Origin of the sequence: Luteimonas sp. MC1825 (assembly GCF_014764385.1) — a bacterium.
Classification (GTDB): Bacteria; Pseudomonadota; Gammaproteobacteria; order Xanthomonadales; family Xanthomonadaceae; genus Luteimonas.
In genome coordinates this window covers 2,494,316-2,514,140 of sequence record NZ_CP061714.1, presented here as the reverse complement: position 1 = coordinate 2,514,140, position 19,825 = coordinate 2,494,316, and the positions used below count along the sequence as shown (strand labels likewise).

The 19,825-nt window shown below is 71.7% G+C and carries 24 protein-coding genes; 17 read left to right on the top strand and 7 right to left on the bottom strand.

Going from position 1 to position 19,825, the window contains the following annotated elements; all coding sequences use genetic code 11:
- The first annotated feature begins 23 nt into the window (after positions 1 to 23).
- Entirely contained in the window at positions 24 to 671 is a 648-nt protein-coding gene (locus IDM46_RS11800) for a histidine biosynthesis protein HisIE (protein ID WP_185115813.1), read from the top strand.
- A gap of 65 nt (positions 672 to 736) precedes the next feature.
- Entirely contained in the window at positions 737 to 1,474 is a 738-nt protein-coding gene (locus tag IDM46_RS11795; protein WP_182824572.1) for an NrdJb, read from the top strand.
- Between the two features lie 50 nt (positions 1,475 to 1,524).
- Here the strand turns inward: IDM46_RS11795 and IDM46_RS11790 are convergent, their stop codons facing one another.
- On the bottom strand, positions 1,525 to 2,019 hold the full coding sequence (locus IDM46_RS11790; RefSeq protein ID WP_185115812.1) for a hypothetical protein: 495 nt from the start codon (positions 2,017 to 2,019) through the stop codon (positions 1,525 to 1,527).
- Positions 2,020 to 2,089: 70 nt separating this feature from the next.
- On the opposite strand from IDM46_RS11790, the gene IDM46_RS11785 reads away from it, so the two are divergent.
- On the top strand, positions 2,090 to 3,202 hold the full coding sequence (locus IDM46_RS11785; RefSeq protein ID WP_221441884.1) for a hypothetical protein: 1,113 nt from the start codon (positions 2,090 to 2,092) through the stop codon (positions 3,200 to 3,202).
- A gap of 10 nt (positions 3,203 to 3,212) precedes the next feature.
- Here the strand turns inward: IDM46_RS11785 and IDM46_RS11780 are convergent, their stop codons facing one another.
- Entirely contained in the window at positions 3,213 to 5,216 is a 2,004-nt protein-coding gene (locus IDM46_RS11780; protein ID WP_223877968.1) for a pyridoxal-dependent decarboxylase, read from the bottom strand.
- A gap of 125 nt (positions 5,217 to 5,341) precedes the next feature.
- Here IDM46_RS11780 and IDM46_RS11775 point away from each other — a divergent pair, with 125 nt between their 5' ends.
- Together IDM46_RS11775 and IDM46_RS11770 are read left to right on the top strand one after the other, a co-directional pair.
- Entirely contained in the window at positions 5,342 to 6,208 is an 867-nt protein-coding gene (locus IDM46_RS11775; RefSeq protein ID WP_185115810.1) for an EcsC family protein, read from the top strand.
- 30 nt (positions 6,209 to 6,238) lie between these two features.
- Positions 6,239 to 6,709, top strand: coding sequence for a YbjN domain-containing protein (locus IDM46_RS11770; protein WP_182824580.1), 471 nt, complete (start codon positions 6,239 to 6,241; stop codon positions 6,707 to 6,709).
- 28 nt (positions 6,710 to 6,737) lie between these two features.
- On the opposite strand, the gene IDM46_RS11765 is transcribed toward IDM46_RS11770, so the two are convergent.
- Positions 6,738 to 7,007, bottom strand: a complete 270-nt coding sequence (locus tag IDM46_RS11765) for a hypothetical protein (protein ID WP_182824582.1) — start codon at positions 7,005 to 7,007, stop codon at positions 6,738 to 6,740.
- Positions 7,008 to 7,131: 124 nt separating this feature from the next.
- Between IDM46_RS11765 and IDM46_RS11760 the strand changes: the two genes are divergently transcribed.
- Positions 7,132 to 7,551 carry a hypothetical protein gene (locus tag IDM46_RS11760; protein WP_182824584.1) on the top strand — a complete coding sequence of 140 codons (420 nt, stop codon included), beginning with the start codon at positions 7,132 to 7,134 and terminating at the stop codon, positions 7,549 to 7,551.
- 12 nt (positions 7,552 to 7,563) lie between these two features.
- Here the strand turns inward: IDM46_RS11760 and IDM46_RS11755 are convergent, their stop codons facing one another.
- The gene (locus tag IDM46_RS11755) at positions 7,564 to 8,775 is read right to left on the bottom strand and encodes a PQQ-dependent sugar dehydrogenase (RefSeq protein WP_182824586.1); all 1,212 of its coding nucleotides are present in this window, start codon (positions 8,773 to 8,775) and stop codon (positions 7,564 to 7,566) included.
- 316 nt (positions 8,776 to 9,091) lie between these two features.
- Here IDM46_RS11755 and IDM46_RS11750 point away from each other — a divergent pair, with 316 nt between their 5' ends.
- From IDM46_RS11750 to IDM46_RS11735, 4 genes are all read left to right on the top strand, one after another.
- A complete protein-coding gene (locus tag IDM46_RS11750) occupies positions 9,092 to 9,460 on the top strand; it encodes an EF-hand domain-containing protein (protein WP_185115809.1) in 369 nt (122 codons plus the stop codon).
- 329 nt (positions 9,461 to 9,789) lie between these two features.
- Positions 9,790 to 10,503: an HAD family hydrolase gene (locus IDM46_RS11745; protein WP_182824590.1), complete on the top strand. Its 714-nt coding sequence runs from the start codon at positions 9,790 to 9,792 to the stop codon at positions 10,501 to 10,503.
- A 74-nt stretch (positions 10,504 to 10,577) separates the two neighbouring features.
- On the top strand, positions 10,578 to 11,003 hold the full coding sequence (locus IDM46_RS11740; protein WP_182824592.1) for a copper resistance protein NlpE N-terminal domain-containing protein: 426 nt from the start codon (positions 10,578 to 10,580) through the stop codon (positions 11,001 to 11,003).
- 19 nt (positions 11,004 to 11,022) lie between these two features.
- Positions 11,023 to 11,571, top strand: a complete 549-nt coding sequence (locus IDM46_RS11735) for a hypothetical protein (protein WP_182824594.1) — start codon at positions 11,023 to 11,025, stop codon at positions 11,569 to 11,571.
- On the opposite strand, the gene IDM46_RS11730 is transcribed toward IDM46_RS11735, so the two are convergent.
- Positions 11,568 to 12,065, bottom strand: coding sequence for an acyl-CoA thioesterase (locus IDM46_RS11730; RefSeq protein WP_182824596.1), 498 nt, complete (start codon positions 12,063 to 12,065; stop codon positions 11,568 to 11,570). The two genes, IDM46_RS11735 and IDM46_RS11730, sit on opposite strands and share 4 nt — an antisense overlap.
- Before the next feature lie 120 nt (positions 12,066 to 12,185).
- Between IDM46_RS11730 and dusA the strand changes: the two genes are divergently transcribed.
- The 5 genes from dusA (at position 12,186) to IDM46_RS11705 (ending at position 16,875) form a co-directional block, all read left to right on the top strand.
- A complete protein-coding gene (dusA, locus tag IDM46_RS11725; RefSeq protein WP_185115808.1) occupies positions 12,186 to 13,190 on the top strand; it encodes a tRNA dihydrouridine(20/20a) synthase DusA in 1,005 nt (334 codons plus the stop codon).
- 10 nt (positions 13,191 to 13,200) lie between these two features.
- Positions 13,201 to 14,112: an arginine deiminase-related protein gene (locus IDM46_RS11720; protein WP_185115807.1), complete on the top strand. Its 912-nt coding sequence runs from the start codon at positions 13,201 to 13,203 to the stop codon at positions 14,110 to 14,112.
- Positions 14,113 to 14,249: 137 nt separating this feature from the next.
- Entirely contained in the window at positions 14,250 to 14,642 is a 393-nt protein-coding gene (locus IDM46_RS11715; protein WP_182824602.1) for a hypothetical protein, read from the top strand.
- An 82-nt stretch (positions 14,643 to 14,724) separates the two neighbouring features.
- Positions 14,725 to 15,411: a response regulator transcription factor gene (locus IDM46_RS11710; RefSeq protein WP_182824604.1), complete on the top strand. Its 687-nt coding sequence runs from the start codon at positions 14,725 to 14,727 to the stop codon at positions 15,409 to 15,411.
- A 48-nt stretch (positions 15,412 to 15,459) separates the two neighbouring features.
- A complete protein-coding gene (locus IDM46_RS11705; RefSeq protein WP_182824606.1) occupies positions 15,460 to 16,875 on the top strand; it encodes a sensor histidine kinase in 1,416 nt (471 codons plus the stop codon).
- Between the two features lie 6 nt (positions 16,876 to 16,881).
- On the opposite strand, the gene IDM46_RS11700 is transcribed toward IDM46_RS11705, so the two are convergent.
- Together IDM46_RS11700 and IDM46_RS11695 are read right to left on the bottom strand one after the other, a co-directional pair.
- Positions 16,882 to 17,676 carry a M90 family metallopeptidase gene (locus tag IDM46_RS11700; protein ID WP_182825274.1) on the bottom strand — a complete coding sequence of 265 codons (795 nt, stop codon included), beginning with the start codon at positions 17,674 to 17,676 and terminating at the stop codon, positions 16,882 to 16,884.
- Positions 17,643 to 17,909, bottom strand: coding sequence for a hypothetical protein (locus tag IDM46_RS11695; RefSeq protein WP_182825337.1), 267 nt, complete (start codon positions 17,907 to 17,909; stop codon positions 17,643 to 17,645). The genes IDM46_RS11700 and IDM46_RS11695 overlap by 34 nt, the downstream gene beginning before the upstream one ends.
- Positions 17,910 to 18,026: 117 nt before the next feature.
- On the opposite strand from IDM46_RS11695, the gene birA reads away from it, so the two are divergent.
- Together birA and IDM46_RS11685 are read left to right on the top strand one after the other, a co-directional pair.
- Positions 18,027 to 19,067, top strand: a complete 1,041-nt coding sequence (gene birA, locus IDM46_RS11690) for a bifunctional biotin--[acetyl-CoA-carboxylase] ligase/biotin operon repressor BirA (RefSeq protein ID WP_185115806.1) — start codon at positions 18,027 to 18,029, stop codon at positions 19,065 to 19,067.
- Positions 19,064 to 19,816 carry a type III pantothenate kinase gene (locus IDM46_RS11685; RefSeq protein WP_185115805.1) on the top strand — a complete coding sequence of 251 codons (753 nt, stop codon included), beginning with the start codon at positions 19,064 to 19,066 and terminating at the stop codon, positions 19,814 to 19,816. The genes birA and IDM46_RS11685 overlap by 4 nt, the downstream gene beginning before the upstream one ends.
- The last annotated feature ends 9 nt before the right edge of the window (positions 19,817 to 19,825 follow it).

The following is a 19,825-nucleotide window of genomic DNA, read 5'->3' as shown; positions in this document are numbered from 1 at the left end:
ACACGACCGACGAGGGGAACAAGATGAGCAACGGCAACGGGGTCGCCACGACCCTCAGTAATGCCGCCGAGGCCGTCGCCGACAAGGCGAAGGAACTCGGTGCGGCGGTGTCCAAGGGCGCCGCCAGCGCGGTGAAGACGGCGAAGACCACGGCGAAGAAGGCCGAGAAGGCCGTGGCCAAGTCCGCCGGCAAGGCGAAGAAGGCGGTGACCAAGCGCGTGGCCAAGGCCAAGCGCAGCCTGGCGGCGACCAGTGCCAGCGCCAAGGCCGAGGCCGGGACGCTGAAGCGCAAGGGCGCCGGCAAGAAGGCCACCGCCAAGAAGGCCACCGCGAAGAAGGCCACCGCCAAGAAGGCCACCGCGAAGAAGGCGACGGCGAAGAAGGCGACTGCGAAGAAGGCGACGGCGAAGAAGGCCACCGCGAAGAAGGCCGCCGCGAAGAAGGCGACGGCGAAGAAGGCCACCGCGAAGAAGGCTGTCAAGAAAACCGTGAAGAAGGTGGCCAGGAAGACCGCGGCCACCAGGTCCGCGGTCAAGAAGGCCACCCGCAAGGTGGCGAAGAAGGCCGCCGGCAGCAGGGCCGCGGTGAAGAAGGTCGCGAAAAAGGCTACGAAAAAGGCCGCGAAGAAGACCACCAAGAAGACTGGCGCGCGCAAGTCGGCGGCCAGGTAAACCCGCCAGGTCCTCCCCCGCGCATGGGGGAGGACGGGCACCAACGAACACCAGGAACCCGCGTCATGGCCGTCAAGATCGAGAAGAAAATCACCGGATACACGGTCGTCACCGCAGCCGACAGGGACAAGGCCGCCAGCGCAGCCGATCGCGCGCCCGCCGACGCCGCGCTGCCCACCGCCGAAGTGATCCAGATGCACGAGCGCATCGAGCGCCCGGAAATCCTGATCGGCAACACCTACAAGATCAAATCGCCGCTGGTCGAGCACGCGGTGTACGTGACCATCAACGACATCGTGCTCAACGCCGGCACCGAGCACGAGTCGCGGCGGCCGTTCGAGATCTTCATCAACTCCAAGTCGATGGACCACTTCCAGTGGATCGTCGCGCTGACGCGCATCATGAGCGCGGTGTTCCGCAAGGGCGGCGACGTCACCTTCCTGGTCGAAGAGATGAAGGCGGTGTTCGATCCTCGCGGCGGCTATTTCAAGGCCGGAGGCGTGTACATGCCGTCGCTGGTCGCCGAGCTCGGCGCGATCGTCGAGGACCACCTGAAGTCGATCGGCATGATCCACGACCCGGACATGAGCTCAGCGCAGCGCGCGCTGATCAACGAGAAGCGCAAACAGTACGAGGACCGCGCGAGGAAGAGCAACAACGCCGACGAAGACGTCGCGGTGACCGGCGACGGCACCACCTTCCCACCCACCGCGACCATGTGCCACAAGTGCAGCACCAAGGCGCTGGTGCTGATGGACGGCTGCGCGACCTGCCTGAACTGCGGCTACTCGAAGTGCGGCTGAGGCCGCGATCGCGGTAAACGGACGGGCGGCAGGCGCGCCCGGGTCGCGGCCTAGCGCGCGCGCCCCGACGCCTGCAGCGCCCTGACGCGTTCGATCTCCGCGGGCAGTCGCTGCTGCAGCATCAGCAGCAGCTCCGCGGCGGCGGTGCCATCCAGCGCCGCGCCGTCGCGCGCGAGCGCGGTGACGCGCGTCGTGGAGCGCCGGATGTCGGCCGACAGCGGCACGGCGCGGGTCAGCAGCAGGATGTCCTGGCCGCGATAGCTGACCGCGTGGAGGTCGAGCATCTCCGAGCGGCCTTCGAGCCGGACGCCGCCGCTGCGCACAAGCAGCTGGCCGACCGCGTTCCAGGTGTCGAGTCTGTCCGCCGTGATCAGGAAGCCGTCACGCAAGGCGGACGGCGGCTGGACGGGCGCGACTGCGTCGGTGTGCGCCGCGCCATCACTGCGCGGCGCGGTACCGCAGCCTGCGGCCAGCAGCAGCACCGTGCACATCGCCGCCCCCGTCCATCGGGTACTGCGCGGCAGTCGCGGCGGCAATCGGGTCATGGCGCGATCATACTGGGCAGGATTGCGCCGGGGGGCGCGGAAGGGGAATGCGATGGGACGTACAACGGGCATGGCCGCCGCCATGGCGCTGGCGCTGCTGCTGGCCTGGCCGGACGGGGTGTTTGCGGCCGACAAGAAGGTCGGCAACGACAAGGGCTCCGCGGTGCTTGCCGGCGACGTCATCCGCTGGCTGCTGCCGTGGCGCGTGGGCCTCACCCTGCGCTATGCCGCGGAGGACTACGACGACGAGCGCGACGGCGACAGCCGCGAGCGCACGCGCGTCACCGGCATCGAAACCGTCAGCATCCGCGAGGCGCGCGACGACGGTTACCTGCAGGCATGGTCGTTCGCGGACACGCGGTTCGAAGTGCTCGAGGGCGAGCCGGCGGCCGCCGACGTGATGCAGGGCTTCATGGAATCGCTGGCCGACCTCGAGCTCCAGGTCGAGCTCGACGGCGCCGGCAACTACGCCGGTATCCGCAACCTGGCGGGCATTTCCGCGCGCATGCGCCCGGCGATGGAGCGGGCGATTTCCGCGTCAGTGGAGTCCGGGCTCGCCGCCATGGACGCGGGCCAGGAGGCCACCACCGACCCGGCGGCGCTGCAGGCCGCGCGCGCCGCCGCGGACGAGGCGATGGCGGGCATGCTGGACCGGCTCGTCTCACCGGACGTGCTGGGGCCGCTGCTGTCGGAGGACGCCGTGCGCTACAACGATTTCGTCGGCGCGGAACTCGAGGACGGCGTTGAATACGCGGTCGACGTCGACCTGGAGAATCCGCTGTCCGGGGGGAGCCTTCCGGCGCGCGTGACGTTCGGCGTGCACCTGCGCGAGTCCGATCCCGACGACGTGTTCCTGGAGTGGACCACGCGCGTGGACCCGGAGGCCGCCGCCGCGGCGGCGCGCAATTTCGCCGGCATGCTGCTCGAGTCGATGCCGGAGGAGGCGGCCGCGCAGTTGCCGGCGCAGATGCCCGCGGAACTGTCGATCATTGAAAGCGGCTTCGTGCTGTTCCGCAGGTCGACCGGCGTGGTCGAGATGCTCGAGGCCACGCGCACGGTGCGCGCCGGTGGCGAGCTCAAGGTCGAGCGCCGCCGCATGCGCCTGCTGGACGGCGACCACGCTCACGAATGGGCGGGCGACGGCCCGCCTACGCCGGCGGAGGCACCGGCCGACGCAGCGTAGGCCGCGCGCCTCAGGCGCAGGCGCTTCGCGCGTCCGTGGCCAGCGCCGCCGCGACCAGGCCCTCGAGGTGGTCGAAGTAGCCGCGGATGTAGCCGCCGCCGGCGGGGCCGGCGTCGAGCAGGAACGGGTTCATCAGCGTGTGGCGCAGGATCACGATGCGATCGCGGTCCTCGCTGCCGTCGTCGAGCGCGTCGCCATCGAGCTCGAGCGCGTGCAGCACGCGCGCGGTGTCGGATGCGCCCATGGCGTCGGGGCGGAGCGTGGTCATCGAGCCGAAGTACTCGCCGCGCTGGGTGGGCTGCGTGGCATCCGCGCGCAGCGCGCGGTGCAGGCCGCGCACGAAGCGGTTCATGCGCGCGACGTCGCGGTTGCCGCGCGGATTGAGTGCCAGGCAGACCAGGTTGCAGTCCGGGGTGAACGGCACCAGTGCCGTGGCGAGGGGCGCGATGCGGGCGACGAAGCCGCGCGCTTCCTCCATGAAGGCCTCGGTGGCCAGCAGCCCCTGCGCCGGCAGTCGCCCGAAGTGCGCGTGGTCGAGCGGCAACACCTTGTGCGTGACGTAGACCGCCGCCGCGTTGGCGCCGGGCTTGGAGCCTTCCGGGATATAGCGGCCGAGCTGGCCATGGCGCTGGAAGTAGTCGCTGCCGGGCGTGCCGTCGAACACATAGTCGGCGTCCTCGGCGAGCAGCCCGATCGCGCGCTGGTCGCGGCACAGGAATGCGCCGGCGCCATAGGGCAGGTGGCCGAGCTTGTGCGGATCGATGGTGATCGAATCCATGCGCGGGATGGCGGCGAACGCGGCGTGCACCTTGCGCCGCGGGAAGTCGCGGAAGCCGGCGCCGACCTCCGCCTGCGTGCGCAGGCGCCCGTCGGTGTCGCGGAACAGCGCCGCGAGGTAGCCGCCCCAGGCGGCGTCGAGGTGCAGCGACAGGCCCAGGCCGCGCGCCTGCATGCGCGCACGCGCGTCGGCCAGGCGGTCGAGCGGGTCGATGGTGCCGAACTCGGTGCTGCCGAGCACGCCGACCGCCATCAGCACCGGCTGCCGGTGGCGCAGGCAGTCGTCCAGCGCGTCCTCCAGCGCATCCACGTCCAGGCGCATCGCGCGCCCCGGCACCAGCTTCAGCTGCGCACGCCCCAGGCCGAGCATCTTCATGCCCTTGCTCCACGAGTAGTGCACGGTGGCCGGCGCGAACACCAGCGGCGTGGACAGCGCCTTGTGCCGCTCGAGGAATCCGACCAGGCCCAGGGTCTCGATGCGCTGCGCGTCGACGCGGCGCTGCCAGGCCACGCGCTCGCGCGCCGGCAGGCCGTCTCGCCAGGTGCACCAGGCCGCGTACAGCGCGGTCGCCCCGGCCGGTCCGGTGTTGAACGCCTCCCAGTCATCGCCGGGCACGCCGGGCAGCGGCACCGATGCCGCGCGCAGCGCGACCGGGAAGGCCTTGAGCGCGAGCGCAAGGCGCAGGCCCTGCACGTTGGCCAGCGTGCCCCCGGAGGTGAGGTGGCCGAAGGCGCAGTCGGCCGCGGCCGGGTCGGCCGGGTAGCCGACCATCGCCGCCAGCTGCAGCCCCGCCTTGAGCTCGAGGTCGATGGTGATCGGCGCGGCATCGGCGCTGACGTTGTTGGGGTTGTAGGGCAGCGCCAGCATCTGCGCGGCCAGCCCGGGGATCAGCAGGTCGCTGACCATGTGCCCGAGGTAGCGCGGGCTGTGGAACGGCACGCTGCGCTTCAGCGCCGCCGACAGCAGGTGCAGCTCGCGGCGCAGGCGCGACTCGAAGTCGATGTAGTCGGGCCGGCGGTTGGCGCCGGTGGGGATGGCCGGTGGATCCTCGGGATGCAGGTTGCGGCGCCAGTACACGTGGTCGCGCAGGAACTCGACCACCAGCGATTCCAGCAGCTGGTCGTTCTCGCCGTAGGGGCCGAGGAAGCAGGGATACAGCACGGGATCGGTCATGGCGGAGGCAGGCAGGCGGGCGTTGGCGGGGGTGAGCTTGTCGGCGCGGCGCCGCGTGCGCATTGAGCGAGGTCAAGCGCAGCCGTGGCGGTGCGGCCCCGGCGCAAGGCTGCTAGCGTGTTGGCATCCGCAGGAGATCCCCATGTTCCGCCTCACCGCACCTGCATCCGCCGCCCGCGGTGACGCCCATGTCTGACACATCCTTGCCCGCGCCCGTGCCGCCGCCGCTGCTGGATGCGGACGACCTGGCCGCGCTGCGCGCCGCGCGCACCCTGCTCGAGAATCCCGGACTGGCCGCGCAGCTGGCCAATGCCGTCGGCGCGCCGCTGGAGTACGTGCTCGCGCGGCGGCTGCCCGCGGCGGTATCGCGGCTGGTCGATACGGCCACGCGCAAGGCGCTGGACCAGTCGCTGCGCGTGGCCCTGGCCACGCTCGCCAGGGACGCGGCCCCGCGCCCCGCGCGCACGCGCAGCCACACCTTCGCCGCCGCGGCCGCCGGCGCCGCCGGCGGTGCCTTCGGCATGGCCGGCCTGGCGGTTGAGCTGCCGGTCACCACCACGCTGATCCTGCGCTCGATCGCCGATGTCGCGCGCAGCGAGGGCGAAGCCCTCGATGATCCGCAGGCGACGTTCGCCTGCTTCGAGGTGCTGACCATGGGCGGGCGCGGCAGTGCCGACGACGGCAGCGAGTCCGGCTACTTCGCCGCGCGCGCCCTGCTCGCGCAGCAGGTCGCGGCGGCTGCCCAGCACGTCGCGGCGCACGGCATGGCCGGCCAGGGCGGGCCGGCGATCGTGCAACTGCTGGCGGCCATCGCGTCGCGGTTCTCGGTCAACGTCAGCCAGAAGCTGGCGCTGCAGGTGGTGCCGGTGGTGGGCGCGGTCACCGGCGCCACGCTCAACACGGTGTTCATGCGCCACTTCCAGCGCATGGCGCGCGGGCATTTCGTGGTGCGCAGGCTGGAGCGCCGCCATGGTGCGGACACGGTCCGGCGCGCCTACGCGTCACTCGCCGCTGAGCTGCCGCCCCCCGATGCCAAGCCGACGCGCCGCCGGTAAGATCGCCGCTTGACCACAGGGGAGTTGGACATGGGGAAGACCGCAATGAACGGCGTGCTGGCACTGTTGCTGGCCGCGGGACTGCCGATGGCGCCTGCGCACGCCGCAGGCGGCGGAGTGACCGGGCCGCAGGTCGTGGCCGTGCTGGCGCAGATGGATCTCGAGCCGGAGCTCACCACCGACTCGGTCGGCGATCCGATGGTGAAGTTCAGGATCGGCGGGTTGAATGCCTTCGCCAACTTCTACGACTGCAACGCCGGCACCTGCGGCTCGCTGCAGCTGGAGGTCGGGATCGACATGCCCGACGGCGTCAGCCTGCAGATGGCGAACGTGCTCAACACGCGCTATCGCTACATCCGCGTCCACCTCGACGACGAGATGGATCCGTTCATCCAGTACGACTTCGAAGTGCTGCACACCGACCCCGCGGCGCACATCACCAGCCAGGTCGAGCTGTACGGCGGACTGCTGGAAAAGGTCACCGAAGCGATCGACTTCTGACCACGGCCGCGCGCCTGCGCGGCGGGACTCAGGCGCGGCGCAGTGCCGGGAACTGCGCGGTCATGCGCGCACCATCGGCCAGCCCCCAGCGGATGCCGATGCGGCGCAGACGCGCCGAGGTCGCCTCGCGCAGCTCCTCGGGGGCGCGGCGCATGATCGCGTCGTGCCGCTCGGCCCAGGCGTTGGCATAGGCGAACAGGTCCCGGTGGTGCAGCTGCAGGTCGGCCATCTGGTGCTCGAGCTCGGCGATCGCGCTGTCGAGTTCGCATTCGGTCATGGCGGGGCTGGCGTCGGACATCGGGATCGGGTGCCGGTTGCGGGACATGGCGGTGCGTGCCGCCCACTATGTCAGTCCGATGTTCAGGATGCATGAATCGCGCCGCAAGCGCGGATAATGGCGCTTTCGCCAGAGAGTGGTCGCCATGCGTGGAACGGGAACGGGAACGGGTTGGCTTGCGGTGGTGCTGGCGTCCGGGCTTGTCGCCTGCGGCGCGCAGCCGCCGGAACAGCCGCGCGGCGTGGAAGATGCCGTGCCGCCGCCGCCGCGCATGGACTTCACCGCCAAGAGCAAGGTGCCGGTGCGGCTGGACATGCGCGCCACGGCCGACGGCGGGCGCGTGGCGCCGTTCGCCGGCGGTTACCGGGTGGACGTCGAGTTCGAGGGCGCCGCCACCACGCGTTGCGCGGTGAGCCGCGGCGGCATCCCCGAGATCGCCCCCGGCAGCAGCCACGAAGTCGCGCTCATGTGCAGCAATGCGGTGCGCCTGGCCGAAGGCGGAAGCCGCGGCTTCCGCCTGATCGAGGATGGCCGGGAGGTGGGCAGCGGGGTGGTGCTGCCCTGACCGCGCCGCGGGTCAGTCGCCCGCGGCCTCCAGCTTCAGCAGCCGGCCCAGCGAGCCGTCGCGGCCACCATCCTCGAGCAGCCACAGCGCGCCTTCCGGGCCCTGTTCCACGGCACGGATGCGCGCGCCCATGTCGAAGCGCTCGGCCTCGCGCGCGCTGTCGCCCTCGAAGGCCACGCGCACCAGCGACTGCGACGACAGCCCGCCGATGAACGCGCTGCCCTGCCACGCCGGGAAGGCGCTGCCGGAATAGAACAGCAGGCTCGACGGCGAGATCACCGGGGACCACGAGATCGCCGGCGCCTTGAATTCGGGGCGCGTGTCGTGGTCGGGGATGTCGCGGCCGTCGTAGTGGTCGCCGTTGGAGACCACCGGGTAGCCGTAGTTGGCGCCGCGCTCGACGAGGTTGAGCTCGTCGCCGCCCTTGGGCCCCATCTCGGTGTTCCACAGCCGGCCCTGCGCGTCGAAGTCGATGCCGAGCACGTTGCGGTGGCCCAGCGACCAGACCTGCGCCGCCACGCCGCCCTGCGCGGCGAACGGGTTGTCGGCCGGAACGCTGCCGTCGTCCTCCAGGCGGATGATCTTGCCGAGGTTCGACGCCATGTCCTGCGCCGGGTCGAAGGCCTGGCGCTCGCTGGAGCTGATCCACAGCTTGCCATCAGCGCCGAACAGCAGGCGATGGCCATAGTGTCCGTTGCCGGACACCTTGGGCACCTGGCGCCAGATCACCTTGAGGTCTTCGAGGCGGCCACCGTCGGCGTCGGCCACCAGCCGCGCGCGCGCCACGGCCGCGCCGCGCTCGTCGCCGCGGCCCGGCTCGGCGTAGCTCAGGTACACCAGCCCGTTGTCGCTGAAGCGCGGGTGCGGCAGCACGTCGCCCAGCCCGCCCTGGCCACCGTAGGCGACCTCGGGCACGCCGGTGATGGCCGTGCTGGCGCCGCTCTGCACGTCGACCAGGCGCAGCGCGCCCTTCTTCTCGGTGACCAGCAGGCGCCCGTCCGGCAGGAAGGCCATCGCCCACGGCTCGTCGAACTTGGCGATCACGTCGACCGCGAACGGACGCGCCTCGGCATCGGCGCGGCTGGCATCGGTGGCGGCGTCCGCGGGCGACGAGGCCGCGCCGTCCACCGTGCCGGCGCCGGGTGCACGGGCTTCGCCGTCGCGATGGCAGGCGGCGCCGGCCAGGGCGAGCGCGCATGCGGCGGTGAGGACGAGTCGGTTCATCGCGGGTCTCCGTGGCGGTGGCCGGCCAGTATCCGGCAGCGATGCGCGCGGCGCACCCCCGGATGTAAACGTTGTGTTGCGTTCACGCGCTGCGAGGTTGCCCGGGCTGCCTTTCGCCGCGCCACAGCGTGTTGCACTCCGCGGCCTAGCGTGGATCGCGACGGTTTTGGTTAAAGCAGTGTGCAGACGACCGCTTGTGCACGGTGGAGCGTTAATCCGCGCGCCGGCAGGGTGGCGTTGCGGAACGGATCGACGATTCACCCGCAACCACCACCGAACCGGTGGATGCCCCCGCATCCACGAAGGAGATGCCCTGATGCAGATTTCCCCCAAGCCGCTTGCCGCCCTCGTTGCCCTTGGCGCCGCGCTCGTCCTGCCGGTCGCATTCGCGCAGAGCGAGCCGAGCCCCGAAGTCCGCGAAACGCAGGCCGCCGCCGCGTCCGCCGCCACGGCGGACACGCAGGTCGCGTCGCCGACCGGCGAGCCGCGCCAGATGAGCTGGGCCGATGTCGACACCGATGGCAACGGCTCGATCTCGCTGACCGAGTCCGCGGCGATCGCCAGCCTGGCGCAGGTGTTCGCGCAGGCCGACGTGGATGCCGACGGCGAGCTGACCGCCGACGAGTACAAGGCCTACGTGGCCAAGGCCGGGCCCGAGGCACCGAAGGCCGACGACGAGGGCTGAGGCAGCCCCGCACGACGTTTCATCAAGGGGGGGCGGCGCAATGCCGCCCCCTTTCTTGCGTTCGTCCCGTATCTGACGGAAGGCGAGCGGTCCGCGTCATTGTGCGTTGCGCGCATGGCTCTGGTACCCGCGGCACAACGCCCAGCCCCGAAGTGGCCGGGAGGCCGTCGCGGGGAAGTCAAGGAGGAGGTATCCGCCGCCAGGCGGATGCCGGGGGACATGAGCCGCGACGGCCTCCCGGCCACTACAGGGGTCCTGCAGGCGCTTCGCGTGTCCTGCAGGCGTCGCCAATGCACCCAGGCCGGAAGCCACCCGGCGATAATGTCGCGATGACCACCATCCGCATGGTCGGCTTCGATGCCGACGACACCCTGTGGCGCAGCGAGGACTATTTCGCCGCCGCGCAATCCACCTTCGAATCGATCGTCGGCGCCTACGTCGGCGCCGACACGTGCACCACCGAACGCCTGTACGCCATCGAGAAGGCCAACCTCGCCGTGTTCGGCTATGGCGTGAAGGGCATGGCGCTGTCGATGGTCGAGGCGGCGATCGAGATCACCGCGTCGCGCATTTCCGCAACCGACCTGCAGCGCATCGTGCAGATGGCCAAGGAGATGCTGCGCCACCCCGTCGACCTGCTGCCGGGCGTGCGCGCCGCCGTGGAGCAGGTGGCCGCGGAGTATCCGGTGGTGCTGGTCACCAAGGGCGACCTGTTCCACCAGGAGGCCAAGGTGCGCGACTCCGGCCTGTCGCATCTGTTCCGGCGCATCGAGATCGTCAGCGAGAAGGACGTGCCCACCTACCGGCGCCTGCTGGAGGAGTTCGCGATCGCGCCCGAAGCGTTCGTGATGGTCGGCAATTCGCTGCGTTCCGACATCGCGCCGGTGCTCGAGTTGGGCGGCTGGGGCGTGCACGTGCCCTACCACCTCACCTGGGAACACGAGCGCCAGGCCGACATTCCCGCCGATGCCGCGCGCCGGCTGCGCAGCCTCAGCCACGCCAACGAACTTCCCGACGCGCTGCGCGCGATCGCCGCAGGCTGAACGCACCGGCGCGCACCGCCACGCGGCGTGCGACCGCGGTCCACGCGCCGCGCCGCCTGCGGCACAATCAGCGGATGGCACGCCTCCCCGCAGTCCTGCTGATCCTGCTCGCCTTGGCCAGTGCCGGCTGCGAGCCGGCGCGCGGGCCCGATGCGCAGTTGCCCGCGCTGGGTGGCGTGGACGGCCGCATCGAATGGCGTGGCACGCTGCCGTGCGCGGATTGCGAGGGCATCGACACGCAGCTGGTGCTCGAGCGCCAGGGCGAGGCGCGCCAGTACGCGCTGGTCGAGGTCTATATCGCGCTGGACGGCAGCATGCGCTTCGAGGAAACCGGCGCCTGGCGGCTCGACGACGCCCTGCTCAGCCTGGAGCCGGCCACCGGTGGCCTCCGCCGCTACGCGCTGCAGCGCGACGGCACCCTGCAGGCACGTGATGCCGCGGGCATGGCGTTCCCCGGGCGCGAAGGCGACATCCTGCAACCCGCGGCCGCGCGGCCATGACCACGTTACGGAGCCACCCATGATCCCCCGCAGCCTGCTGTTTGCGTCCCTGCTCGGCCTGTCGGCGCTCGCCGGCGCGACGCCGCAGGCGACCGCACCGAAGCCGGTGCCTGCGCCTGCGCCGGTCGCCGGCACCGACGTCGAACGCGCAGCGGGCACCGCTGCCACGCCGGCGTCCGCGTCCGAGGCCAGGCCCGGCACCGGCGATCCCGCCATCGACCACCTGCTCACGGACATCAACGCCTACGCCGCGCGCCACCGCGACGCCTTCATCGACGAACTGGTGCGTTATTTCGATGCGCCGCGGCCGCTGGTCACCGACCTGCTGGTGGGGGAGCGCCGCTGGAGCGCGGGGGACGTGTACTACGCCTGCGCGCTGGCACGCGTCGCCGGCCGGCCCTGTCGCGCACTGCTCGACGCCTGGGCTGCGGACAGCTCGCAGGGCTGGGCGCCGATCGCGGCGCGCATGGGGGTGACCAAGGGCTCGCCGCAGGCGCGCCGCCTGCGCGTGGGCATCGGCGAGAGCTACGTGCGCTGGGCACGGCCGCTGCCGGTGGATACGCGCTAGCCGGGGACCGCCGCGTCCGGAGCGAAACGCGCGACGGTGTCCTCGATGCCCTTGCTCAGCGCCATCACCTTTTCGGCGTATTCGCAGAGGCGCAGGTCGGCATCGCTGGTCGGCGTCCAGCCCGGCACTTCGAGCGGCGTGCCGGTATCGCGATCGACTGCGACGAAGACGATGACGCAGTGCGTGCACAGGCGATCGTCGCCGCCCATCGGGTCGCGCGCACGCACGTCCACGCCGAACTGCATCGACGTGCGCCCGGTACGGACCAGGCGGGCCGAAACCGTGACGAGATCCGAGATCCGGATCGGCGCCACGAACCGGATGCCGCCGACCGCGATGGTGACGCAGTAGTGGCCACTCCATCCGACGGCTGCGGCAAAGCCGGCCTGGTCGATCCACTTCATCACGGTGCCGCCGTGCACCTTGCCGCCGTAGTTGACGTCGGTCGGTTCGGCAAGGAAGCGCAGGGTGAGGTGGTGCGTGCGTTCGGCCATCCGGCAGCCATTTTTTCGGGAAGTCGGGAGTCTACGTCGGATCCCCGGCCGGGTCCGGATTGCCGCGGTGTACCCTGTCGGCCGGCCGCCAACCGCATCGATTCGACAGACAGCAGCTCCATGACGAACACAGAACACGGGCGCTACGCGGCGTCTGCGCGCCTTTCGGTCGCGCCGATGATGGATTGGACCGACAGCCACTGCCGCGTCTTCCATCGCCTGCTCGCGCCGCACGCCCGCCTGTACACCGAGATGGTGCACGCCAACGCAGTGATCCATGGCGACCGCGTCAGGCTGCTGGCGATGGATCCGGTCGAACACCCGGTGGCGCTGCAGCTCGGCGGCAGCGAGCCGGCGCTGCTGGCGCAGGCATCGCGCATCGGCGCCGACCACGGCTTCGACGAGGTCAACCTCAACGTCGGCTGTCCGTCCGACCGCGTCCAGGCCGGGCGCTTCGGCGCCTGCCTGATGCGCGAGCCGGCACTGGTCGCCGATTGCGTGGCGGCGATGATCGCCGCCTGCGACGTGCCGGTGACGGTGAAGTGCCGGCTGGGCGTGGACGACGACCACGAGTACGCGCGGTTCCTCGCCTTCGTCGACGCCATCGCCGCGGCCGGCTGCCGCACGTTCGTGGTGCATGCGCGCAATGCCTGGCTGAAGGGCCTGTCGCCGAAGGAGAACCGCGAGGTCCCGCCGCTGCGCTACGACTGGGCCTACGCGCTGAAGCGCGAGCGTCCGGGGCTCACGGTGATCGTCAACGGCGGCATCGCCGACGCCGACGAGGCGACCGCGCACCTCGCGCACGCCGATGGCGCGATGCTGGGGCGCGCCGCGTACCACGACCCGTGGCTGCTGCACCGGCTCGACGTGGCCTGGTTTGGCGGCGAGCTGTCGACACGTGCCGACGTGCTGCGCTCGATGCGCCCCTATGTCGAGGACCAGCTCGCGCGCGGCGCGCAGCTCAAGCACATCAGCCGCCACCTGCTCGGCCTGTTCCATGGCGAGCGCGGCGGCCGCGCCTTCCGCCAGGTGCTGAGCGAGGGCGCGCACAAGCCGGGGGCCGGCTGGGATCTGATCGAGGCGGCGCTGGCACCCACCCGGGGCGACGCGCGCGCCGCCGCATGAGAAACCCACGATGCTGACCCGCGACACCACTGCGTTCCTCGCGTTCGCCGCCAATTGCCCAGCGGACTTCGGTCCGGCCACCGCGCGTGCCGCCTTCCTGGTCGCGCCGGACGGCTTCGGCCACGCCGTGGAGTCGGCGTCCGACAACCGCTACATGGCCGAGGCGGCGGGCTTCGATGCCACACGCGCATCCGCGCAGCACCGCGACCTGCAGCGCGCGCTGTCGTCGGTGCTGCCCGCGGTCTGCTTCCCCGGTGATCCGGACGCGCCCGACGCGCTGTTCCCCAACAATGTGTTCGCCACCGCGCGCGGCACGCTGGTGGTCGGCCGCATGCGCCATCCAGTGCGCCGGCAAGAGGCCGGGCGGGCGGATATCCGCGGCTTCTTCCGCGACGTCCTCGGCTACGCCGAGCGCGACCTGTCGCAACAGCCGCATCCCTGCGAACTGACCGGCGCGCTGGTCATCGATCGCGCCCGCGGCCTGGGCCTGTGCGGCCTGTCCGAACGCTGCGACGAGGCCGGTGCGGGGCTCATGCATGACGCCCTCGGACTGCGCGCGACGCTGATGTTCGACCTCGCTCCGGGCGAGTACCACGCCAACGTGGTGCTCGCGGTGCTGGCCGCCCGCGCGGCGTTGATCTGCCCGGACGGGTTTGCCGATCCGGGCGTGGTGGAGGCCATCGCCCGGCTGTACGCCCCGCACGCGATCCTGCTGTCGGCTGCCGAGCAGGCCGCGTTTGCCGGCAATGCCATCAGCCTGTCCGGGGACGTCGCCTGGATGAGCGACCGCGGTGCCCGGGCCCTGTCGCCGGCAAGCCGGGCGGGCCTGGCCGCGGCCGGGTTCGCGCTGCGCAGCGTGCCGCTGGATGCGATCGAAGCGGCGGGCGGCTCGTTGCGCTGCTGTGTCGCCGAGATCTTCTGAGCCCACGCAGCTGAACACCAGCGAGGGCCAGCGGATAAGTTAAGGACCAATTCACGGCCCGCTTCCGAGAATGCCTGCCTGCTCCATGCGCGACCGTTCTTCCGTGTAACCTTCTGTAATTACTTGGATTTGCTCCCATGCCCGTCCGCAGTGCCCGCGCCTTCACCCTGTGCCTGATCGCCGCCCTGGCGGCGGTGGCGGCCGGCGGCGTGGCGCATGCCGATGACGGGCGTCGCGGCGGCAAGGGCCAGGGAGCGTCGCGCGGCGCTGCCGAGGGTGCCCCGCAGGCCCGTCGCGATGCCGGCGCGCGCGGTCCGCAGGCCGCGCGCCAGCGCCAGCGCGACGCGCTCGCCGAGTCGGTGCGCGAAGCGTCGCGCCGCGGCCAGGTGCTGAGCGCGGAGAGCGTTCCATTCGACGGTCGCAACATCAATCGCGTCAAGGTCATCGACGATCGCGGTCGCGTCCGTGTCTACATGGATGATCCGCAGTCGAGCGGTCCGCTGCGCCGTACACGCGGTGACGACGACTGAATGCGCAACCTAGGTAGCATGGTGGGCATCGCCGCGCCCGATACCCCGGGCCGCCGCCGCACGCTATTTCATGGAGACGCACATGCGCATTCTTCTGGTCGAAGATGAAGCCCCCCTGCGGGAAACCCTCGCCGCGCGCCTGAAGCGCGAAGGCTACGCCGTGGATGCCGCGCAGGACGGCGAGGAAGGCCTGTACATGGGGCGCGAAGTCCCGTTCGACGTCGGCATCATCGACCTCGGCCTGCCGCGGATGTCGGGCATGGAGCTGGTCAAGGCGCTGCGCGACGAAGGCAAGCAGTTCCCGGTGCTGATCCTCACCGCGCGTTCCAGCTGGCAGGACAAGGTCGACGGGCTCAAGCAGGGCGCCGACGATTACCTGGTCAAGCCCTTCCACGTCGAGGAGCTGCTGGCGCGCATCAACGCGCTGGTGCGCCGCGCCGCGGGCTGGAGCAAGCCGACGCTGGAATGCGGCGCGGTGGTGCTGGACCTCGCCGCGCAGACGGTGACCGTCCATGGCGTCAACGTCGACCTGACCAGCTACGAGTACAAGGTGCTCGAGTACCTGATGATGCACGCCGGCGAGCTGGTCTCGAAGGCCGACCTGACCGAGCACATCTACCAGCAGGACTTCGACCGCGACTCCAACGTGCTCGAGGTGTTCATCGGCAGGCTGCGCAAGAAGCTCGATCCGGACGGCACGCTCAAGCCGATCGAAACCGTCCGCGGCCGCGGCTACCGCTTCGCGATCCCGCGCAGCAGCGAAGCCTGAGCGCTGCGGGCGCCGACGGCGCCCGCGTGACGGGGAGGGGAACGCGGCATGCCGCAGGCAGAGCAACGGAGACTGCACTGGCGGCCGCGCTCGCTGCAGTCGCGCCAGCTTCTGGCCGCGAGCATGGGCCTGCTGGCGTTCCTGGCTCTGGCCGGCTTCGCGCTTGACCGCGCATTCGTCGACGTCGCGGGCCAGGGGCTGCGCGATCGGCTGAAGAGCTATGCCTACGCCTACGCCGGCGGCACCGAGTTCGCCCGCGACGGCTCCCTGATCGCACCCTATGTGCCGCCGGATGGCCGCTTCGACCGGCCTGGCAGCGGCCTGTACGCCGAGATCGTGCTGCCCAACGACAGCTGGAGTTCCGGTTCGGCGCGCGGACCGCAGCTGCCGGACGCCGGCATGCTCGATCCGCTGGAGGAACGCTTCGAGGGCCCCCTGCCGATCACGCGCAGCGACGGCCAACCCGGCGAGGTGTTCCGCTTCGGCATCGGCCTGGTCGACGCCAGTCGTGGCCCGGATGCCGAGTTCCCGTATGCGATCTACATCATGGAGGACGCCGGCACGCTGCCGCGCCAGGTGCGCGTGTTCCGCGCCGCGCTCTGGCGCTACCTCGGCATCGCCGGCCTGATCCTGCTGCTGCTGCAGGGCCTTGTGCTGCGCTGGAGCCTGTGGCCGCTGCGCAAGGTGGTCGCCGAGCTCAAGCGCGTGCAGCGCGGGCAGGCACACCGCATGAGCGAACTGCACCCGCGCGAACTGCAGCCGCTGACCGACAGCATCAACGCGCTGGTGGAGAGCGAGCGCGAGAACCTCGAGCAGCAGCGCAACACCATGGCCGACCTCGCGCACAGCCTGAAGACGCCGCTGGCGGTGCTGCGGTCGCGGCTGGAAAACGATGCCAGCCACGGCGAGCTGCGCGACGAGGTCGAGACCCAGGTGCGGCGCATGAACGACCTCGTCAGCTACCAGCTCGGGCGCGGAGCGGCCGGCGGGCACAAGCTGTTCGCCGCGCCGGTCGAGATCGAATCGCATGCCGAACAGATCGTGCGCGGCCTGGAAAAGATCTACGCCGCCAAGGGCACGGTCTGCGAGTTCGAGATCGACCCGGCGGCGCGTTTCCACGGCGAGGTCGGCGACCTGCAGGAACTGCTCGGCAACCTGCTGGAGAACGCCTTCAAGTGGGCGGGTTCGCGCGTCCTGCTCACCGCGAGCCCCGGGGCCACCGCTGCCAACCGCCGCCCTGGCCTGGTGCTCGCCGTGGACGACGACGGGCCGGGCATTCCGCCCGAGCGCATCGCCCACGTGCTGCAGCGCGGGGTGCGCGGCGACGAGCGCGTGCACGGCCACGGCATCGGCCTGTCGATCGTGCAGGACATCGTGCGCAGCTACCGCGGTGAACTCGAGGTCGGCCCCTCGCCGGAACTTGGCGGGACGCGCTTCCTGGTCAGGCTGCCGCCCGGGCTTTGAGCGGCGTCAGCCGCGGGCGGCGAACGGAGAGGCGCCGTACAGGCGCCTGAGGTGCGTGGCCACCACCGGCAACTCGTGCTCCAGCAGGGCGGGGTCGCTGAAGTGGTATTCGCTGCAGACCGCGAAGAACTCTTCCGGCGCCTCGGCGGCATAGGGATCGATGGCGGTGTCCTCGCCGCGGTCGACGCGCGCCGCGAACGCGTCGTAGGCCTGCTGGAAATCCCGCGCCCACTCGCGTTGCCAGTCGCGCGGCAGCGGCGGTGTGCCGTCGAGCGCGCCGTCGAGCGCGTCAAGCTTGTGCACCATCTCGTGCACGGCCACGCAGTAGCCGTCGCGCGGGGTGGCGAGGTCGGAGGCGACGTCCGCCCATGACAGCACCAGCGGGCCGTATTCCCACGACTCGCCGGCCAGTTCGTCCTGCCATTCGTGCATCACCCCGGCGGCGTCCACGTGCCGGCGGTCGACGCGGAACGCATCCGGGTACACCAGCACCTGCGACCAGCCATGCAGGCCTTCGACGCCGAACTCCAGCAGCGGCAGGCAGCACAGTGCGGCGAGGGTGGCGCGCTGCGCGTCGTCGAGCGCGAGGCCGGCCAGCGGGGTGATGGTCTTCTCGTGCAGGAAGCGCGCGGCGAGGCCGCGCAGGCGGTCGGCGCGTGCGTCGTCGAGTGCGGCCAGCAGCGGGATGTCACGGCGCAGCGCGCGCCACAGGGATGCATCGATATCCGGCGGCGCGCGCCGGAACAGGCGCCTGATCACGCCATGCCTTAGCGGAACATCCCCGGCAGGAAGCTGTGCCAGCGCGGACGCGTCACCTGCGGCTCGGCGCCGCGGGTCATCACCGGCTTGTCGCGGCTGGCGCGCTTGCCGGCACGGGTCGGATCCACGTCGGCCTCGTCCTCGTCCACCTGTCCGGGGCAGTCGGTGCCGCCGCCGCCACCCGCGGACGCCATGCGGATGTCGCGTGCCTGCGCAGGCACCGCCAGCAGGGGCAGGGCGAGGGTCATCACCAGGAGTACGGTTCGGACGGACATGGCGGCAGGCCTGCACGGTGGCGGGTCGAGACCCGGATGATACATGGGATGCGGCAGGCGCGAAGACGGTTGCAGGCCGGGCGTTGCGGCGCGCGGCACGGCCACCATAATCGACGCATGCCCCTGTCCCGCACCCCGCCCCCCACCCGTGAAACCGCCAATCCGGAGCGCGCGCTGCTGCTGCGCCTGCAGCACGGGCCGGTGGCCGGCGACGTGCTCGCTGCCGAGAGTGGCCAGACGCGGGCCGCGGTCTGGAAGCGCGTCGAGGCACTGCGCGCCGCGGGCGTGGCGATCAGCGCCCGGCCGGGCCGCGGCTACGCGCTGGATGCGCCGCTGCAGTTGCTGGATGCCACGGCGATCCTGGCGCAGCTCCCCGACGCGGTGCGCACCGGTGTGGCCGCCCTCGACGTGGCCTGGTCGCTCGACTCGACCAATGCCGAGTTGTTGCGCCGCGACATCCCCGCCACGGGTGTCGAGGTGCTGCTGGCCGAGCGCCAGACCGGGGGCCGTGGCCGGCGGGGCCGCAGCTGGGCATCGCCGCTGGCGGCCAACCTGTACCTGTCGCTGGCGCGCCGCTTCGACGGGGGCCTGGCGCGCCTCGGCGGGCTGAGCCTGGTGGCCGGCGTGGCGGCGGTCGAGGCGCTGCATGCGCTGGGCTACCGCACGGTGCGCCTCAAGTGGCCCAACGACCTGGTGGTGGTGGACGCCGCCCCGCTGGCGCTGCGCAAGCTCGGCGGCCTGCTGGTGGAAGGCGGTGGCGAGCACGCGGGGCCGGTGCGCGCGGTGGTCGGCCTGGGGCTGAACCAGCGCATGCCCGCGAGCGTCGCGGCAGCGATCGACCAGCCCTGGTGCGATCTCTCGGCGTTGCCGCACGGGGCGCCGCCCACGCGCGATGCGGTCGCCGCCATGCTGCTCGCGCACCTGGTGCCGGCTCTGGACCTGTTCGACCGCGACGGCCTGGCGCCATTCGTGCCACGCCATGCGGCCTGCGACGCGCTGGTCGGCCGCGAGGTCGACATCCATGCCGGCGACGGCGTGCACAGCGGGCGCGCCCTGGGCCTGGCCGACGACGGCGCATTGCGCGTGGACGTGGAGGGCCGCGAGCGCCACTTCCACGCCGGCGAAGCCAGCCTGCGCGCGCGCGTGGCCGCGGCATGAGCGACTGGCTGTTCGACCTTGGCAACACCCGGCTGAAGCACGCGCCGCTGGGATCGGCGGCGGGGCTTGGCGAAACGATCGCCGTGGGCCACGACGGCGAGGCGTTCGCCGATGGCTGGCTGGCGGCGCTGCCGCCGCGCATCGATGTCGCCTGGGTGGCCAGCGTCGGCCCGCCGGCGCTCCGCGCGCGCCTGCTGCAGGCGCTGGCACCGCGCGCGCTGCGCGTGGTGCAGGCCACGGTGCAGCGCGAGATGGGCGGGGTGCGCCTCGCCTACGCCGAACCCGCGCGGCTCGGCATCGACCGCGCGCTGGCGATGGTCGCCGCGCATGCACGCGCGCCGGGCTGGTCGCTGGTGGTCGGCGTGGGCACCGCGCTCACCGTGGATCTGGTCGATGGCGACGGTGGCCATCGTGGCGGCCGCATCGCGCCCTCGCCGGACCTGATGCGCGAGGTCCTGCATGCGCGCGCGCCACACCTGCCGCGGGCCGGCGGCGACTACGCCGAGTTCGGCGCCGATACCGGTGCCGCGCTCGCCTCCGGCTGCCTCGGCGCGGCGCTCGGCCTGGTCGAACGCAGCCTGCGCGAGGCGGCGGCGCTCGCTGGCGAGCCAGCGCGCACCTGGCTGCACGGTGGTGGCGCCGCGGCGCTGCTGCCGCACCTCGCCGGCGCGACGCATGCGCCGTCGCTGGTGATCGAAGGCCTGGCGCGACTGGCGCGACTGGCGCGGCGCCCGCCGGTCGCGGGCTAGAATCGCGCC

Excerpts from the sequence above, each read along its gene's own strand:
- IDM46_RS11800 (WP_185115813.1), top strand. The coding sequence starts at position 24 with ATGAGCAACGGCAACGGGGTCGCCACGACCCTCAGTAATGCCGCCGAG.
- IDM46_RS11795 (WP_182824572.1), top strand. The coding sequence starts at position 737 with ATGGCCGTCAAGATCGAGAAGAAAATCACCGGATACACGGTCGTCACC.
- IDM46_RS11790 (WP_185115812.1), bottom strand. The coding sequence starts at position 2,019 with ATGACCCGATTGCCGCCGCGACTGCCGCGCAGTACCCGATGGACGGGG.
- IDM46_RS11785 (WP_221441884.1), top strand. The coding sequence starts at position 2,090 with ATGGCCGCCGCCATGGCGCTGGCGCTGCTGCTGGCCTGGCCGGACGGG.
- IDM46_RS11780 (WP_223877968.1), bottom strand. The coding sequence starts at position 5,216 with ATGCGCACGCGGCGCCGCGCCGACAAGCTCACCCCCGCCAACGCCCGC.
- IDM46_RS11775 (WP_185115810.1), top strand. The coding sequence starts at position 5,342 with ATGTCTGACACATCCTTGCCCGCGCCCGTGCCGCCGCCGCTGCTGGAT.
- IDM46_RS11770 (WP_182824580.1), top strand. The coding sequence starts at position 6,239 with ATGGGGAAGACCGCAATGAACGGCGTGCTGGCACTGTTGCTGGCCGCG.
- IDM46_RS11765 (WP_182824582.1), bottom strand. The coding sequence starts at position 7,007 with ATGTCCGACGCCAGCCCCGCCATGACCGAATGCGAACTCGACAGCGCG.
- IDM46_RS11760 (WP_182824584.1), top strand. The coding sequence starts at position 7,132 with ATGCGTGGAACGGGAACGGGAACGGGTTGGCTTGCGGTGGTGCTGGCG.
- IDM46_RS11755 (WP_182824586.1), bottom strand. The coding sequence starts at position 8,775 with ATGAACCGACTCGTCCTCACCGCCGCATGCGCGCTCGCCCTGGCCGGC.
- IDM46_RS11750 (WP_185115809.1), top strand. The coding sequence starts at position 9,092 with ATGCAGATTTCCCCCAAGCCGCTTGCCGCCCTCGTTGCCCTTGGCGCC.
- IDM46_RS11745 (WP_182824590.1), top strand. The coding sequence starts at position 9,790 with ATGACCACCATCCGCATGGTCGGCTTCGATGCCGACGACACCCTGTGG.
- IDM46_RS11740 (WP_182824592.1), top strand. The coding sequence starts at position 10,578 with ATGGCACGCCTCCCCGCAGTCCTGCTGATCCTGCTCGCCTTGGCCAGT.
- IDM46_RS11735 (WP_182824594.1), top strand. The coding sequence starts at position 11,023 with ATGATCCCCCGCAGCCTGCTGTTTGCGTCCCTGCTCGGCCTGTCGGCG.
- IDM46_RS11730 (WP_182824596.1), bottom strand. The coding sequence starts at position 12,065 with ATGGCCGAACGCACGCACCACCTCACCCTGCGCTTCCTTGCCGAACCG.
- dusA (WP_185115808.1), top strand. The coding sequence starts at position 12,186 with ATGACGAACACAGAACACGGGCGCTACGCGGCGTCTGCGCGCCTTTCG.
- IDM46_RS11720 (WP_185115807.1), top strand. The coding sequence starts at position 13,201 with ATGCTGACCCGCGACACCACTGCGTTCCTCGCGTTCGCCGCCAATTGC.
- IDM46_RS11715 (WP_182824602.1), top strand. The coding sequence starts at position 14,250 with ATGCCCGTCCGCAGTGCCCGCGCCTTCACCCTGTGCCTGATCGCCGCC.
- IDM46_RS11710 (WP_182824604.1), top strand. The coding sequence starts at position 14,725 with ATGCGCATTCTTCTGGTCGAAGATGAAGCCCCCCTGCGGGAAACCCTC.
- IDM46_RS11705 (WP_182824606.1), top strand. The coding sequence starts at position 15,460 with ATGCCGCAGGCAGAGCAACGGAGACTGCACTGGCGGCCGCGCTCGCTG.
- IDM46_RS11695 (WP_182825337.1), bottom strand. The coding sequence starts at position 17,909 with ATGTCCGTCCGAACCGTACTCCTGGTGATGACCCTCGCCCTGCCCCTG.
- birA (WP_185115806.1), top strand. The coding sequence starts at position 18,027 with ATGCCCCTGTCCCGCACCCCGCCCCCCACCCGTGAAACCGCCAATCCG.
- IDM46_RS11685 (WP_185115805.1), top strand. The coding sequence starts at position 19,064 with ATGAGCGACTGGCTGTTCGACCTTGGCAACACCCGGCTGAAGCACGCG.